This is a genomic window from Nocardiopsis sp. iso_25 (assembly GCF_056173305.1).
On the sequence record NZ_CM149667.1, the window covers coordinates 6504476 to 6520137 of the forward strand.

10 protein-coding genes and 1 tRNA gene are annotated in these 15662 nt (G+C 70.3%); 8 read left to right on the forward strand and 3 right to left on the reverse strand.

Features of this window, described 5'->3' with window-relative positions:
* Window positions 1–16: 16 nt before the first annotated feature.
* The 5 genes from AC0VX6_RS27975 (at window position 17) to AC0VX6_RS27995 (ending at window position 4864) form a co-directional block, all read left to right on the forward strand.
* A complete protein-coding gene (locus AC0VX6_RS27975; protein ID WP_475466888.1) occupies window positions 17–1180 on the forward strand; it encodes a hypothetical protein in 1164 nt (387 codons plus the stop codon).
* Between the two features lie 253 nt (window positions 1181–1433).
* Window positions 1434–2615, forward strand: coding sequence for a glycoside hydrolase family 64 protein (locus tag AC0VX6_RS27980; protein WP_274975498.1), 1182 nt, complete (start codon window positions 1434–1436; stop codon window positions 2613–2615).
* Window positions 2616–2704: 89 nt separating this feature from the next.
* A complete protein-coding gene (locus tag AC0VX6_RS27985) occupies window positions 2705–3640 on the forward strand; it encodes a glycoside hydrolase family 16 protein (RefSeq protein WP_475466890.1) in 936 nt (311 codons plus the stop codon).
* A gap of 156 nt (window positions 3641–3796) precedes the next feature.
* A tRNA-Arg gene (locus tag AC0VX6_RS27990) sits at window positions 3797–3872 on the forward strand.
* A gap of 761 nt (window positions 3873–4633) precedes the next feature.
* Window positions 4634–4864, forward strand: coding sequence for a hypothetical protein (locus tag AC0VX6_RS27995; RefSeq protein ID WP_475466892.1), 231 nt, complete (start codon window positions 4634–4636; stop codon window positions 4862–4864).
* Between the two features lie 224 nt (window positions 4865–5088).
* On the opposite strand, the gene mtnK is transcribed toward AC0VX6_RS27995, so the two are convergent.
* Window positions 5089–6372, reverse strand: coding sequence for an S-methyl-5-thioribose kinase (mtnK, locus tag AC0VX6_RS28000; RefSeq protein WP_475466893.1), 1284 nt, complete (start codon window positions 6370–6372; stop codon window positions 5089–5091).
* A 45-nt stretch (window positions 6373–6417) separates the two neighbouring features.
* The gene (locus AC0VX6_RS28005; protein ID WP_475466895.1) at window positions 6418–8097 is read right to left on the reverse strand and encodes a flavin monoamine oxidase family protein; all 1680 of its coding nucleotides are present in this window, start codon (window positions 8095–8097) and stop codon (window positions 6418–6420) included.
* Between the two features lie 85 nt (window positions 8098–8182).
* Between AC0VX6_RS28005 and AC0VX6_RS28010 the strand changes: the two genes are divergently transcribed.
* Complete coding sequence (locus AC0VX6_RS28010) at window positions 8183–8941, forward strand: hypothetical protein (protein WP_475466897.1); 759 nt, start codon at window positions 8183–8185, stop codon at window positions 8939–8941.
* A gap of 599 nt (window positions 8942–9540) precedes the next feature.
* On the opposite strand, the gene AC0VX6_RS28015 is transcribed toward AC0VX6_RS28010, so the two are convergent.
* Window positions 9541–9951 (reverse strand): ML domain-containing protein, encoded by a 411-nt coding sequence (locus AC0VX6_RS28015; protein WP_475466899.1) that lies wholly within the window; start codon window positions 9949–9951, stop codon window positions 9541–9543.
* 403 nt (window positions 9952–10354) lie between these two features.
* Between AC0VX6_RS28015 and AC0VX6_RS28020 the strand changes: the two genes are divergently transcribed.
* The gene (locus AC0VX6_RS28020) at window positions 10355–13414 is read left to right on the forward strand and encodes a DUF6603 domain-containing protein (RefSeq protein ID WP_475466901.1); all 3060 of its coding nucleotides are present in this window, start codon (window positions 10355–10357) and stop codon (window positions 13412–13414) included.
* 16 nt (window positions 13415–13430) lie between these two features.
* Window positions 13431–15656: a hypothetical protein gene (locus tag AC0VX6_RS28025; protein WP_475466903.1), complete on the forward strand. Its 2226-nt coding sequence runs from the start codon at window positions 13431–13433 to the stop codon at window positions 15654–15656.
* The last annotated feature ends 6 nt before the right edge of the window (window positions 15657–15662 follow it).

Consider the following 15662-nt stretch of genomic DNA (forward strand, 5'->3'; position numbering starts at 1 on the left):
GAGAGGAGCCGAACCAGTGTCGGACAGCCGGTGGAAGGTCGCGGACAGCACGCGCGGGGGCGCACGTCCCGTCCTGGACCCCTCACTGCCTCCCCGCCTCTCCGGAAGGCTCCGGAAGCACCTGCCCCTCCTGCGCTCGAAGCGGGCCTGGGCCAAGCAGCCCCGGCTCCCGAACCGGACGCGCATGGCGGCGGGCGGGACCGCTGTGGCCGCGCTGAGCCTCCTCTGGGCACTGGTCAGCGGACCCCTCCTGGTGTGGTCGGTCCCCCTGTACTTCCTGGGCCTGCTGGCGCAGGCCGCGGTCGTGGGCGCCGCCGGACTCGCCGTCACCCGCGTGCGCCCGAGGTCCCTGCTGCCGCGGTGGCTGTCGCGGACCTCGCGGCGCCGGTCCTGGCAGGCGTTCTCCCTGACCTTCGTGCCCGCCACCCTGACGAGCTGGTTCCTCGCCCTGGCGGGTCCGGAGTGGGCCTTCAACCTCTACTGGTTCGTGCCGGGCGCGGTGTACGCGGCCGCCGCCCTGTGGGCGGGGTGGTGGTGGCCCCGGGGCGACCGGCTGGCCGCGGCGCACGCGGACCGCTACCTGGTGCCCGCGAACCTGGGGCGGCAGGGCGCCCGCCTGCTGCTGGACGTGCAGAGGACGATCGGAACCGTCGAGGAGGCCGACCTGCGGCTGGGCGACTCCTTCGACGCGGCCCAGCCCCTGGCGGTCCTGCGCGCCGAGGAGTGGCGGATCGCCTCGCTGCTGCACCGGCACGAGCGGATCAGGGAGGAGTACGTGGCGGACTCCCTCGACGCCGTCTCGGATCGGGTGCTCGCCGTGCTGGACCAGCAGCACGAACGGCACGAGGCCGTGTACCGCGAGCTGGCGGCGCGGGTGGACGCGGTCCGCGACTACGGCGCGTCGGTCGAGGAGGCCCTGGCCGCGCACACCGAGTGGGAGCAGGTCCGAAGGGTCGAGGAGCGCCAGCGCGAGCTGGACCTGCTCCTCGTCCAGGTGGACTCCGACGGCGGCAACGCCGACCAGCTGCACGGCGAGGCCCTGAACGCGCTCGCCGTCAGGGAGACCAGGGACGAGCTGATCGACCGGATGCTGGAGGCTGGCCGCTCCCTGGAGTCCGGGGCCGCCGGGTCGGCCGAAGCCGCCCTGCCGACGGAGACCGCCGAGGGCGCGAGGGCGTAGACCGGGAGCCGCGGAACCCCCGTGAACCCCGGCCCACCAAGAGGGGAACTTCTGTGGACGCCCATCCGCCGAAAACGTTCACCCGTGGAGCCGAAAATCATTCGGCCAAAGAGTGACATGAGTCACATGGCAACTTTGTTACCAGTGAGAACACGAGAACCTCACGGACGGATCGTGACCACGGGTTGACGCGGCGCTTCGGGGGTCGTCAGATTGGGCGCGTCTTACCAGCCCCTCCAGTGAGGCGACCCCCATGATCGACCGAAGACTGTTCCTCGGCGGCGCATCGCTCGCCACCGTCGGCACCCTGCTCGTCACGAGCGGTTGCTCCCGTGCGGAGAGCAACGGCGAACTCACCTCGGGCGGCGGCCAGGCCGGCGCCCTTCCGGTGAGGGTCGCCAACGAGACCGGAACCTTCCCCGACAGCGAGATCCGCGCCTACGTCGTGGGCACCGACCTGACCACGAACACGCAGTCCTGGGTCGACGCCGACGGCGTCGCGCACCCGGTCTCGGAGTCCGACAACACCGACGAAGGGTTCACCGACTACTCGATCCCGCTGGACTCCGTCAGCGAACTGACCCTGCCGTTCATGTCCGGCCGGGTGTACTTCGCCCTCGGCGGCAAGCTCCGGTTCAAGGTCGTCACCGACGGCAACGGCAGGCCCGCGCTCCAGTACCCGGCGGGCTGGGTCGAGTCCGACCCCAGCCACGGGGTGCTCCACGACACCGTGGAGTTCACCCACAACGAGACCGGCATGTACTGCAACACCAGCATGGTGGACCAGTTCAGCGTGCCGCTGGCCATCCGCCTCCAGGGCGAGGCCGACCAGACCACCGGCACGTTCGAGCCGGGTGGCCGCGACGCGGTCTTCGCCGCGCTCTCCGCCGACCCCGTCTTCTCGTCGCTCGTGCTGCGCGAGGGAGAACTCGTCATCGCCCCCGGGCACGGGCTGGACGCCGGACTGTTCCCCGCCGACTACTACGACTCCTACATCGACCAGGTCTGGGAGCGCTACAGCACCACCGACCTGCGCGTCACCACCAACGCCGGGACATTCACCGGCCGCGTGGACGGCTCGGGCAACCTGGTCTTCGACGGCGGCGTGGCCCCGATCCCCAAGCCCTCCACCCGCGACGTCTTCTTCTGCGACGGCGCCCTGGCGGCCCCCAACGACGGCATCACCGGTCCGGTGGCCGCGATCCTGGGCGCGGCGTTCAACCGCTCGACCCTGCTGGACACCGCCGAGCACCCGGTCACCGACCCCGCGGCGTTCTACAACCACGAGACCACCAACCGCTACGCGGCGGTCTTCCACGAGAACACCGTGGACGGCAAGGCCTACGGCTTCGCCTTCGACGACGTGTCGAACTTCGCCTCCTACGTCCAGGACCACGCGCCGGTGTCCCTCGACGTGACGCTGACCGCGTTCTAGCACCTCCCGGGCCGGGGCCCTCCAAGACCGGAAGGCCCCGGCCCAGCCCCTGCTCCCGGCTGTTCCTCCCCGAAACCGAGGTGTCCCCCGTGCCCACCCGCATCCGCCCCGGCCGCATCGCCCTGGCCTGCGCCGTCGCACTCCCCCTGACCGCCTGCGCGACGGGCTCCCCCGTCGAGGTCGAGACCGTCGCCGACCAGACCTCCGCGTCCTGCGGCCTGTTCTTCGACGACTTCGACTACACCGGCCCCGACGACCCGGCCCTGCGCGGCCAGGGCTGGAACGTCCGCAGCTGGCCCGGCGGCCCCGGCGTGCCCGGCGCGTCCTGGGACGCCGACAACATCTCCTTCGCCGAGGAGGGCGGCGACTCCCTGCTGCGCCTGTCCTCGACCACGGACGGCACTCCGGCGGGCACCAGCCAGGCCGAGCTGACCTTCGGCGAGGAGAAGTTCCACGAGGGCACCTACGCCGCCAAGGTCAAGTTCGCCGACGCGCCGGTCTCCGGCCAGGACGGCGACACCGTGCTCCAGACCTTCTACACGATCACGCCCCTGGCCTACGACAACGATCCCGCCTACAGCGAGCTCGACTTCGAGTACCTGCCCAACTCGGGCTGGGGCGCCCCGGCGGAGGCCATGTACCTGACCTCGTACCACACCTACCAGCGCGACCCCTGGGTCGCGGACAACACCAGCGACGTCGTGAACCGCTCCTTCGACGGATGGCGCGACCTGGTGGTCCAGGTGACGGACGGCGTGGTCCGCTACTACGTGGACACGCACCTGGTGGCCGAGCACAGCGGGAAGTACTACCCCTCGTCACCGATGTCGATCAACTTCAACCAGTGGTTCGTCGACATGAGCGGCCACACCGGCGGCCCGAGCACCTACGTGCAGGACGTGGACTGGGTGTACCACCAGCAGGGCGAGTCCGTGGCGCCCGAGGAGGTCAACCGGCGCGTGGGCGCGCAGCGCGACGCGGGCGTCTCCCGCGTCGACGGGGTCGTCCTCGGCGGAGCCTGCTGACGCTCCGGCCCGTCCGCCGGGCGGTCCGGGACCGCCCGGCGGACGGGGACCGGCATGACCGGTCGCACACTCACAAAACGGTTCGAGGCCCTCTGACACCGTGATAGAGTCAAAGACGTCGCCAGGGAGACCGGGCGACACACAACTGAACAACCTGCACTCGTAGCTCAATGGATAGAGCATCTGACTACGGATCAGAAGGTTGGGGGTTCGAGTCCTCCCGAGTGCACCACCTTGAGACAGTGATAAACCGGCCCTGAGCAGCGGAAACGCAGCTCGGGGCCGTTTTGTGCACAGCCCGCCGCACACGCGGCTCCAGCGTGGGAGCCAAGTCGACTCCAGGCCGCACCTGCACTGACCTGCGACTTTACCCTTAGGGTCCCGTGGGAGCCAACCGTTTCAGAAGGTTGGCCGCTTTCTCTCGGTTGGCGTGTTCGGCATTCACTCTCCGAGAACATCGCCCCTTGAGACCAAAGGCAGAGCCGGGTCGGCAACCGGCTTTCCAGGGCCGTGTCCTGGCCACGGTTGTCCGCACCCCGAGGAGAAGTACTGGAGGTGCGGCTACTCGGTCGGCGACCCGGACGACTCGGCTTCGACGGCGCCCCTGGAAACCCGATCTCCATCGTGGAGGCGGCCTGGGCGCCGGAGCCGTTGAGCGCATCGCGATCGGCGTGCAGCTTTATTGACCCCTCGGTCAAGGCCGACGCTCACCGACAGGGCGAGCTACGGGTACTGCATGGCTCCTCGAAACAGCCCCCGATGCTCAGCGGAAGCAGGGCGACGAGTCGGGACTTGAGGAGGAATCGACCTAGAAGCCTCACACGCGCCTTTTCAGGGGCTGGTCGCTGTTGCGCTGATAACAGGCATAGCACGTGAACTGAACGTTCGGCGTCTACCGGATCCGCAGCCGAGAGAGCCACTTTGTGTCACCCTGGGCATTCATTGGTTACTATGAGTAGCGAACCTTGTCGGCTCGATGACGGAGTAAGCCACATGAAGAAGATCCTCGTGAGCGCAGCCCTGGCCCTGGGCGTACTTGGCCTGGCCGGGCCGGCCCACGCCGACGAGAACGACTTCGGTGGGTCGAACCCCTCGAACGACTGGAACGCCACCGCTCACGACGTCTGCTTGCAGGAGCTGGCCGTGGTCCCGGTCCTGGGGGACTGGGTCGGCGACCACGCGAACAACTGCTCCACTGGGAACGTCATCGGCGCCGGAGAGTAGACGCCTGTCCTGATCAGGGAAGCCCGCTGTGGTCAAGAGCGCCCGGTGGAAGATCGTGGCCTGTCGGTCACAGCGGCTCTCGCGGTACTGGATTGCCATCAGCCCCAGAAGAAGCAGACCGGTCCCCCATGCGGGTGGCGCCGCACGGGAGGCCTCGGCGAATCGACTCACAGCCCCTGTGCGCGCCTGGCCCATTACCACGCCTGGGCCGACGACACGGGTCCTCATTCCGCCCTCAGGCGTCGAGCCGCTCCCGTCACGTCTCCTACGGACCGGTACTCGCCGCCCTCGGTGAGCAGTGACCTGGCCAGCCGCAGCGCTCGAATCTCGCAGGCCGCCCGCGCTTGCGGGTCCTCGATCCCCGTCAGGTCGGCGGGGCGTGCGAAGCCGATCAGGCGCCGGACGAGTTCGGCACCGCAAAAGCCCACGGAGTCGGCGAAGACGCGGTCCAGGAGAACACGGCGTTCGGCCTCCAGCGCGGCGGCCCCTCCGGGCCCGGCGAAGAGCACCGGTGGATAGGCGTCCCCGCTGCCGGAGGAACGCCACAGGTCCAGGAACCCTTCACGGAACACGGCCCAGGTCCGCTCCGCCTCCTCCAGCAGCCAGACCTGCTGCTCGCTCTGCTCGCCCCGGGGGCGGCGGCGCGTGTCGTCGCGGCCGTCCGCGGCGAAATAGGCGATGAGCAGGTGGGCCAGGAATCCGCCGATGTCGAAACCCATGGGGCCGAAGCAGGCGAACTCGTGGTCGAAGACCCGGCTGCCCCGGGCTCCCACCATGACCGAGCCGGTGTGCAGGTCGCCGTGCAAGAGCGCCTCGCGGCTGGTGAGGTAGAGGTACTTGAGGCGGGCCGCGGCGGTCAGGACACCGGTGTCGGATCGGATGTCGAGGACTTCGGCGTCCAGGTGGGGGCTGGTCCAGCGGTTGCGGTGGAAGTCGTGGTAGACCTCCGTGAAGACCATGTCCTCCATGATCTTGCACATCTCGGTGTTGGTCTCGAACTCGGCGACCAGGGCACGCTTGCGGGCGGCGGGCAGTGCCAGGTCGGAGGTGGCGAAGAGCGTGCGGGCCAGGTAGGCACCGACCTGCTCGCCCAGCCCCGGGTGCAGTCGGCCTCGCGCGAGGTGGTGGCGCAGGACGGTGTGCTCCTCCAGGTACTCCATGACCAGCAGGTGGGTGTCGCGGTCCAGGTGCAGCGGGGCCGGAAGCGCGCCCGGGGCCGCCCGCCCGTGTTCCTCCAGCGCGCGGTACTCGTGGACGACGCGCTCCGGCGTCAGCGGCCACGCCTGTCCGGCCACACGTACGTACGGGGGTGCTTGCTTGACGCACAGGGAACCGCCCGGCCCTTGGACCCGGTACACGAAGTTGACGTTGCCGTCGCCGATCTCGTCGACGCGCCAGTCGCCGGGCGCTCCCTCCAGGCGCCGCCTCAGGTGCGGCACACTCTCCAGGTGAGCGACCAGGGCCGCGGTGTCCGGTGCGGCGTGCCCTGTGGGAACGGTGCCCGTCATGTGGTTCCTCCGGTGCTGTGATGGGCTCGGGATGGGCGTACGGGGTCATTCGGCGTCGTGGTACCAGGAGGGGCGGGGCAGGCCGAAGTGCTCGCGCAGCACGGTCTCGGCGCTGTCGAGGGTGCCCTCGATCGATCCCGGGTCGTGGGTCCAGGGGTCTCCGACCACGTGGACGCGTTCTCGTGGGACGGGCTGGCCCATGGTCCGGGAGAGGAGGTCGGGCTCGTGGCCGGGGCGTCGTGTGTGCCATGCCGCTCGGTGGGCTCCCCGCCCCCAGCGCTGCCAGCAGGCGGCGACGGGCTCCGGTAGGTCCGTGACGCCGTGCATCTGCTGGAGGAGGGTGTGGGCATGGGTGACCACGGCGGCGGGAGGCCGGGGCGCGTTCCCGACGCTGGGGAGCGCGTTCTCGCCGTGAACCGCCGCGCCGGGCGGTAGGGCGTCCCAGTCCGAGGCCGAGGGGCCACTGGGATAGGCGGCGAGCAGGGGCGCGGGGTCTTCCTCCGCGTCGGTGTCGTCGGAACGGCAGGTACCCCCATACCAGAGCTGGCGCAGGGCGGTGTCGGTCGTGCCCCTGCCGGTGTTCAGGCCCAGGTCGCGCCACCAGGGGCGCGGGTAGAGGTGGAAGAGCTTGAGGGCGGGTACGGCTTCGACCCGCTCCAGGGCGGGGACGGAACCCGATGCGAAGGGGAGCCCGGTGCGTTCGAGGTCTCCCAGGGGTTCGGGCGGCAGTGCCAGGACGACGGCTCGGGCGTGGACCCGCACGTGGACCGGTGGGGCGCCCGTGTGCGGGGCCTGGCGCAGGAAGGTGAGCCGGTAACCGGTGCGGGCCGTACCTCTCGTCGCTCCTGCGCCTTCTTTCGGTGCGCGGTCGATCCGCAGGAGCCGGTGGCCGGTGTGCGTGGCCCCACCGGCCCGTGTGAAGCGTTCGTGCAGGGCACGGGGCAGGCTCTCCATACCCCGCCGCAGACAGACGTACTCGGCGTCGGGCGGGGTGCGGTACAGGTCGTCGAGGCGGGCCGCCGCGCTCTCACCGGCACCGATCGGGTCGTATCCGCCCGCGTCGTGGACGAAGGCCACGGCCTCGGTGCCCAGTACCGCGTGCAGGGCGTCGGACCAGGTGGTCTCCTCCAGGCTCGAACTGCGGATCCTCACCGAGCGGTGGCGTGCGCGGAACTCCTCCAGCATGACCGCGGCGCGAAGGGTCTCTCCTCGGGAGAGGGCTTCGTGGTGGGTGCGGCGATCATCGACGAACCCGGGCAGGAGGGTTTCCGCCGCCATGGTCACCAGGGCAGCAGGGGCCAGGCCCTGTTCGTGGTCGCGCAGGCGGTACGGAAGCCTCGCACGGGTCAGGTCCCGGTGACGTGTCACCGTGCCCCTGAGGTGGAGCGGACTCTCCGGACGGTCGAAGGTGAAGGGGACCAGGTCCGGGGTCAGTCCCAGGTCCTCGATCAGGCCCAGGACCCGACTCAGGCCGGTGTGCAGTCGCATCGCCCCGAGGTCGGCCCACGGCTCGGCCGGCCCTGGCAGCGGTACCGAGTAGAGGCGACCGCCGATCCTGTGGGCACGTTCGAAAAGCCCTATGCGCACCTGGGGTGATGCGTCCGCCAGCCTGGCCGCGATATGGCAACCGGCCATACCGGCGCCGACGACCGCAACATCAAAGGACATATCAAGCGGATCAGAAGTACCTGAGTTCACATTATTAACATCTTCGTTCCCGTCCATCACGCCCCTTGCATGTCCATATAAGTTTACTCATACTGGTTCGGGTATCACGCTCCGCGCACATCCTTCCCAACATGGGAGTCCTATGATCTTCCGTCCGAAGGTACTCGAAGAGACCTCGGCCGCATACGACCATCTCTCCGAGTACTTTCGCGACATCAGGTCCTTCTACGAGGTCCTCGGCGTCCGGTTCTCGCTGCCAGAATACGGAACCAAGCTGGTCCCGGTCGCTGGGAAATCGCTGTTCTCCAACGCCAACAGCTACCTCCTCTCCGATGACAGCGCCTACCCGTACTACCTGTGGCTGCCGAGCTGGCTGGGCCGGTTCTACATCGACGCGGCGCGGGTCCCAACGGGCGCGAACCCCGACGAGTGCCGCATCTCCGATGTGCGCCTGGTCGCTTTCGTCTGGCCCTGGTTGGGTTTTGGAGACGCGTACGTACAAAACTCGCCACAGCCGGAATGCTGGTTCGGGGTCACCGACCCCCTTCCCCAGAACCTGGACGAACCGGTTCTCACCACCGCACAGAACCTGTTCAACCACTTCCGTCTGGAGAGCACTTTCGAAGCCACCCGGGAGGGCTGGCTCACCGGAAGTTTTCATCCAGACCCGAAGATCGACTGCAACCTGACCGGCAGTTGGCACCTACGCAGAGTTCCGCTGGCCACATTGACGAACTACTACCAGGTAGAAAAGCACGTCATCCGACCGCTGGGCACGAAGTTCACCGAACTCGCCGAAGCGATCAGCAACGCACCCAGCGCTGCTCCCGCCAACGGTCTCGTGAATCCGCACAGTAAGAACGGGCACCGCGACCACGAACCCCACCTCGAAGCCCCCTGAGGTCAATGCGGGGAACGGGCACGCGAACCGGGAGGAGTGCACGAGGCCACAGGGATCTGTGTGATCGGCGCCGGGTTCGCGGGGCTCACCGTGTGCCGCTCACCGGCACGCCGAGGGCTGCCGTCCACCGGTGTGGACCGTTCCTCGAGTGTGGGGGCCGGGACCTGTACTGACCACCCCTGTGGTCCCAGACCCATCAGCGGTGCGGCGTCCCCTACCCGGCCTTCCCCGGCCGCCACGGCGGCCTTCGCCCGCGACGCCGGTGCTGTGCCACTGCGGGTGCGCTCGGGCAAGGAAACGGTGCACGCTCCCGGGAGCGCCCCGTCGGGACCGGCCGCTTTCGAGGGGCCGGGCGCCTCCGGCCGGTCCAGGGCCCGAAGCGCCGCGCGCCTCGGCAACCCACGGCGTGGCGGCACCGTGCGCATCGTCGAGGCGTTCAGCCCCGTGCGCGGCACTGGGCGCGTCCCGGTGTCCTGCGCACCGGCCGACCCCGTCGTCCTGCGCTTGCACGGTGGCACGTTCTGCGCGGCGAACCCCACCGTCCGCCACACGCGCCGTGTGGCGGACGACGACCAGGACCGGGCTGGTGGGCGTACGGGCTAGCGTCGTCGGAAGTCCACGTGCGCCTTGAGTTCCATGAACGGTTGCCCACTCTTGGTGCGCGCATCGATGTGGAACCGCATTTCCCCCGGCGGAGTGTTCGGAGGAGGTGTGAGGATCCAGGTCTGCTTCCACTCCCCGGCAGGCGGACACGCGTCCCCCTCCAGCTCCGCACCCAGCTTCTTCAGCACATCGGGCAGTGTGGCCTTCTCCCGTACCAGTGTCACCATGCCCAGCTTCACCATGACCTGGACCTCCACCCCGGTCAGGTCAACCTGGTCGTGGAGCCGACCGGTCATCTCCCACCGCAACTCCTTACCGTGTACCGGGGAGGGCGGCGTCAGGGTGATGTCCTTGATTTCGAACACGCAGCTCTCGTCACCGCAGTCTTCGATCAGATCAGTAGCCATGAGCGCATGGTAGTCGATTGCCCACCCTGGGTACTCGACGTGAACATGCGCAGTCGACGGTCCCACGCAGACGGATCAGCGGATGGGTGCGCAACACCGTGGCCCCGTCGCCGCTTCGACGCCCTTCCGTCCCCGCCCCACAATCGCGATTACGGTCCTGCCCAACGGCGGAATGCTCCTGGCTGCAACCACCGCCCGACGCAGCATGGCGCCGTCGACAAAACACCCTGTACCCCCACCCTGTAGACGCTGGGAGGGGAACTCTGCGGTCAATCGGGGTGGCGAGGGTTGTCCGGGATGGAGCGCGGTTACCAATCCAGCGTCATCGGAACGTGCTCGCGCAACCGGCGAGTCCCCCTTTTCCAGTGACTCTCCGTGCACGCCCGTTCTCCTTTGAGGTGCCATGCCCTTCGCCGTCCGAGAGCTACGCTCTCTCCTGGACGACTCCCGCGACCACGTGGAACTACCCCGGTCGGTGTTCGGTCTGGACGGAACACCCCGCCGGTTGGAGGCCCTCCTCGGTTCCCCCGGACTACGCCTCCACGACCCCCGCGTCGACCACGACCGGCTGACCATCAGCGGGACCTGCCCGCACCGGGGCACTGCGGTGCACGTCGTCTTCGAGTCCGACGGCGAGGACGTCACCGGCGCGCAGGTCCACGCCGTGCTCACCGAGGACGAACTCGACGAGGATCTGGCCGCTCTGGTGCGCGCCGGGTTCACCGAACCGCGGGTCATCGTGGCCACCGGTTCGGCCGTCGTCGGCCACCGGGAACGGCACGCCCTCACCCTGGGCTCGGACGAGGGCGGGTTCCGGGTCGAGTTGACGGCTCCGGCCGATGGTTCGCAGCCCTTCACGGCCCAAGACGTGGACCCCGTGCCCTTGCACGCCCTGGCCGCCTCGCTCGGGATGGCCGACCCTCCGGCACTGCCGGAACCGGCCCTGGACGGGGCGACCGTCCTGACCGCGCATACCGGTCCGGACGGTGCCCTCGTGACCGGGTCCGGCGATCTCGGCCGTGCCGCGGTGGCGCACACCGGCGACGGCTCCACCCTCCTTCTGGTGGCCGAGGGCGGCGGTGACTGGCAGGTGCTGCACGCCGACCGTGACCTGTCCGAGAAGGAGGTCCGGGAGGCCGCCGCCCGGTTGGAGTCGGTGGCAGGCGCTCCCCGACTGTCGCGGACCGGACGACTGGGCCAGGGCAGTTGGCTGGCGCTGCCCGCAGATCCGGACGGCACCTCGGAGCTGCTACCGCTGCGTGCCCGCGCACGCCGCCCCGCGGACCCACAGCAGCGTGACGGCCTGGGACGCCCTCTGCCCAGGGAGGTTCCCGAGCGCCGCTCGCGTGCGCGGCTGCGGGCCAACCGGGCGCGGCGGCACGTGGTCGCCGGGCGTGAGGGCTTCCTGCTCGTGGACAGGGGCGGGCGCGGTTCCCGGATCGGGGTGTCCGGTCGCACCGTCACCCCGCTGGAGTTCACGCCCGGCTACTCCAACGGCATCGTCTCCATCTCCTACAGCAAGCCGCCGCTGCGGATCGCCGGGGCACTGACCACGCGCGATATCGACGACCCGTCGTACAAACGGGTCTTCGGTGGTGCGGTCACCATCGACGCCAAGACGCTCGCCGGTAGCGGCGCGGCGGCCTTCTTCGAGCCCGAGAGCGGCGCAGAACCCTCGTTCTTCGCCTACGGAGCACTCAACGCCCGCAAGGCCATCGGGCCGCCCCCGTTCCAGATCCGGGGCATCGCCGCCGGGATGGGGTGGAACAGCCGTATCCGCGTGCCCACCGACGCCGGCGAGGTCCCGGACTTCCCCTTGGTCCGGGCGCTCAGCGACCCCGGGGCGATCGGTGACACCGAGGGCGACCCGGTGGCGATCCTCGAGGACCTCACCGGCGGGGACGCGTCGTGGATCACCCCGGCCGAGGACGAGTTGTGGATCGCCGCCGGGATGGCCTTCTCCAGCTTCGAGCTGCTCAAGGGCGAAGCGGTGATGGTCCTGCAGACCGGGTCCGACCTGGCCCTGGCGCTGCTGGGCCGGGGCGGTATGTCCTTTCCGGCCGAGAGCGAGCGCAAGATCGCGAGCATCGAACTCGCGGTCAGCGCGGTCTTCAAGCCCCTCGGCGGTGAGCTGGTGATGAGCTCCCAGCTCACCGGTGACTCCTACGTCCTGGACCCCAGCTGCAAGGTCACCGGTGGCAGCGCGCTCGCGGTGTGGTTCGGCGACCACCCCAGCGCGGGCGACTTCGTCTACACCGTCGGCGGCTACCACAGGGACTACGAGAAGAACCTGCCCGCCCACTACCCGCGCGTGCCCCGCCTGGGCCTGGAGTGGGGTCTGGGGTCGACGGTCAGCATCACCGGGCAGAGCTACTTCGCCCTCACCTCCGGGGCAGCGATGGCGGGCGGCCTGCTGGCGGTGCGCTTCCACTCGGGCCCGGTCAAGGCGTGGCTGGACGCATGGGTGGACGCGCTGGTCAGGTGGAAGCCGTTCCACTTCGACGTGGGCATCGGCGTGTACATCGGTGTACAGGCCAGCGTGAAGCTGCTGTTCGTGCGCGTCACGATCACCGTGGAGGTCGGCGCGGACATCCGCGTATGGGGGCCGCCCACCGGCGGCCAGGCCAAGATCAAGCTCTGGTTCGTCTCCTTCACCATCGATTTCGGTGCGAGCCGCGACGGTGGTCCGTCCACGGTGGACTGGCGGGGCTTCCAGGAGATGCTCCCGCCGCCGGAGCACACCGCGCGGATCATCGCGGGCCCGGGCCTGATGTCCGAGCAGCGCGACACCGCAGGGACCCGGGACGAGCGCGGCCCGGCCTGGCAGGTCTCGGCCGCCGGGTTCACCTTCCGGACCGACTCCGCCCTGCCGCTGCGCGAGCTGTACCTGGACGAGGACACCACCGAGCCCGCGCACTCCTCGGACGCGTTGCGCATCCGCCCCATGGACCGCTCCAACCTCACCAGCGTGCACCGGGTGGAGTTGGAGCGCGACGACTCCCCCGAGGCCCTGTCGGAGTGGGAGGACACACCCCTGCGCGGTGCGGTGCCCGCAGCGTTGTACGGGCCCGGCGACGGCTCCGCCCTGCCCGCTCCCGGCGACCAGGTGGTCGCGGACCAGCTCACCGGTGTCGAGCTCACCTCGCCTCCGGTCACCCACGGCACCAGCACCGGCTACATCAGCGAGAAGGCGCTGGCCCACACCACGCTGGTCCCGGACGGGCCCCAGCCGCTGGATCCGCAGGCCCCTCCGGACGGCCCGGTCCCCGCGTACCGCGAGGGCACCGTCGCCGCCATCCGCGACACCGTCGCCTCGGCCACCCGGGCCGAACGCGACGCGCTCGCCGACGCCCTGACCGGGCTGGGCTTCGACCTGGGCGACCGGGACGCCGAACTGCCCGGCTATGCCCGTGAGGCCGCCGTCGCCTTCACCCGCGAGCCGATGCTCGTCCCCGTCGGCTGAGAACAGGAACCGCGACATGACCCAGAACACCGTCCAGACCCGCACCCGGTTCTTCGACCACCGCATCCCCTCCCTGGCCGGTGGCAAGTACCAGATCACCCTCACCCAGGACGTCGAGGAGATCGACACCGGATCCGACCTGCCCCCGACCAGCCAGCCCTTCGACGTGCGCACCCAGCGCTTCGTACTCGGCGAGGACGACGTTCGGGCCTGCTATCCGGTCCCCGACACTGTGGGCGACTACAAGCACCTGCTCGCGCACATCACCACCGAACTGCCCGCGCTGGCCTGGGCCCGGGTGCTGCCGGGCCGGGACCGGAAGATCCCGTGGACCGCGCTGCTCCTCTTCCGGGAGGGTGAGCTGCCCGGCGACCCCGACGCCCTGGGGCTGGTGGAGCCGTGCACCGTCCACGACCTCCTCAACAGGAAGGTGGAGGGCATCGCGCCCGACATCGACCACGGCACCGTCTTCGACGACGAGTGGGACCTGGTCTGCGACACCGTCCTGGTCCCGGGGGACCTGCTGGCGGCGGTGCTGCCCCGTCCCGCGGAGGCCGCGCTGCTCGCGCACACCCGGGAGGGCGGACCGCCCGACGCCAACCACACCCGCAGCGGGTACGAGGACGATCCGCCGCGTGAGGAGGAGCTGACCTCGGTGGTGGTCGCCAACCGCTTCCCCTCCCCCGAGGGCCGCCACGCTGTGCACCTGGTCTCCCTGGAGGGGTGGGAAAACCACCTGGACGGCACCGCGCCCACCGGCGACGCCCGTCTGGTGTCCCTGTGGTCGTGGTCCTTCGAGTCCGAGGACCGCACCACCCTGGGCTTCGGCGACGTCGCCAGCAACCTGGCCACCGAGGGCCTGCCCGAGGGCGAACACCCCGACCTACTCCTGCGTTCGCGCGTACCGGACGGCTCCGGCTCCACCTCCGCCGAGCGCACCGCCCGCGAGTACCTGGCGGGCGGGGCGGCCCCGCTCCCCCAGCGCCTGGAGTCGGGGGAGCCCGGATACGCCTTCTACCGGGGACCGCTGACCGCCGCACCGGCGCAGCCGCTGCCCGAGGACCTCCCGCCCCGGTTCGACTCGGCCACCTCCGCGCTCATCTACCTGGCCGAGTACGGGATCTTCGACGCCACCTACGCCGCCGCCTTCACCCTGGGCCGCACCCTGGCGCTGGCCGACGCCGAGTTCCGCCGCCACCTGCTCGCCTACCGCTGTGCCGCCCGCTCGGCCACCCGCCGCCTGGCAGCCCTCCCCGGCGCGGGAAACCTCTCGATGGCCGACACCGCGGCCCTGCTGCGCCCGGCCGGGGCGCGGCGCTCCTTCGACCGGCTGCTGACCGCCGAAGGCGGCAGGGAGATGACCGCCGCGCTCACCGGCGCCGGACCCGCCCTGCGCGCGGGACAGCGCCGCGTCCGCACCAGCGGCGCCGCGCCGGTGCGGGTGCGCACCGCCGACCTGAAGGCGACGATCACCGGCGGGCGGACCCGCACGGCACTGGCCGGAGCCCTGTCCGACGAACTGGAGCCGGTCACCGCCTGGCTGGACCGGCTGCGGCTGCTGGAGCAGGTGCCCTTCGACCACCTGGTGCCCACCTTTGACGACCGCGACGACAAGGGGGCCCTGCCCCCGGAGAGCGTCCGCTTCGCCTACGTCGACCCCGGGTGGGTGCGCGCCGCCGTGGACGGGGCGCTCAGCGTGGGCGTGGGCCACGTCCTGGACTCCGCGCTCAACGAACTGGCCGCCGAGGGCGCCGTCTCGGCGGCATCGGCCGTGCTGGTCCGCTCAGAACTGGTCCCCAACTGGCCCGACACCCTCTACACCGCCCACCGCGACGGCGAGCAGGTCAAGGAAGCGCGCCGGGCGCAGGTGGGCGAGGACGTCATCCTGCTGCTGTACCCGGAGGTGGCGGACTCCTTCGCCGTCACCGAACCGCCCCAGGGCCTGCACTTCGGGGTCAGCAGCCGCGGCCAGCTCGCCCTGCGCAACCTCGACCCGGACGAGGCAGAGGTGGGCACCGAGCTCGGTCCCTTCCCCGAGCAGACGCATGCCTTCGCCCGGTTCCTGCGCAACCCCTCCGACGCCGCGCTCGGCGCCGACGTGGTCGCCGTGACCGAAGGAGGCGAGCCGCTGGCACCCGCCGTGGCCGCGGCCGTCGGCGTGGACGACCTCACCCCGGCGCAGTTCGCCCTCCAGATGGTCAACGCGCCCGAGATCCAGCGCTTCGCCCGTCCCCAGAGCTAGAAGGAC

Excerpts from the sequence above, each read along its gene's own strand:
- AC0VX6_RS28025 (WP_475466903.1), top strand. The coding sequence starts at position 13,431 with ATGACCCAGAACACCGTCCAGACCCGCACCCGGTTCTTCGACCACCGC.
- AC0VX6_RS27980 (WP_274975498.1), top strand. The coding sequence starts at position 1,434 with ATGATCGACCGAAGACTGTTCCTCGGCGGCGCATCGCTCGCCACCGTC.
- AC0VX6_RS28015 (WP_475466899.1), bottom strand. The coding sequence starts at position 9,951 with ATGGCTACTGATCTGATCGAAGACTGCGGTGACGAGAGCTGCGTGTTC.
- AC0VX6_RS28010 (WP_475466897.1), top strand. The coding sequence starts at position 8,183 with ATGATCTTCCGTCCGAAGGTACTCGAAGAGACCTCGGCCGCATACGAC.
- mtnK (WP_475466893.1), bottom strand. The coding sequence starts at position 6,372 with ATGACGGGCACCGTTCCCACAGGGCACGCCGCACCGGACACCGCGGCC.
- AC0VX6_RS27995 (WP_475466892.1), top strand. The coding sequence starts at position 4,634 with ATGAAGAAGATCCTCGTGAGCGCAGCCCTGGCCCTGGGCGTACTTGGC.
- AC0VX6_RS28020 (WP_475466901.1), top strand. The coding sequence starts at position 10,355 with ATGCCCTTCGCCGTCCGAGAGCTACGCTCTCTCCTGGACGACTCCCGC.
- AC0VX6_RS28005 (WP_475466895.1), bottom strand. The coding sequence starts at position 8,097 with ATGGACGGGAACGAAGATGTTAATAATGTGAACTCAGGTACTTCTGAT.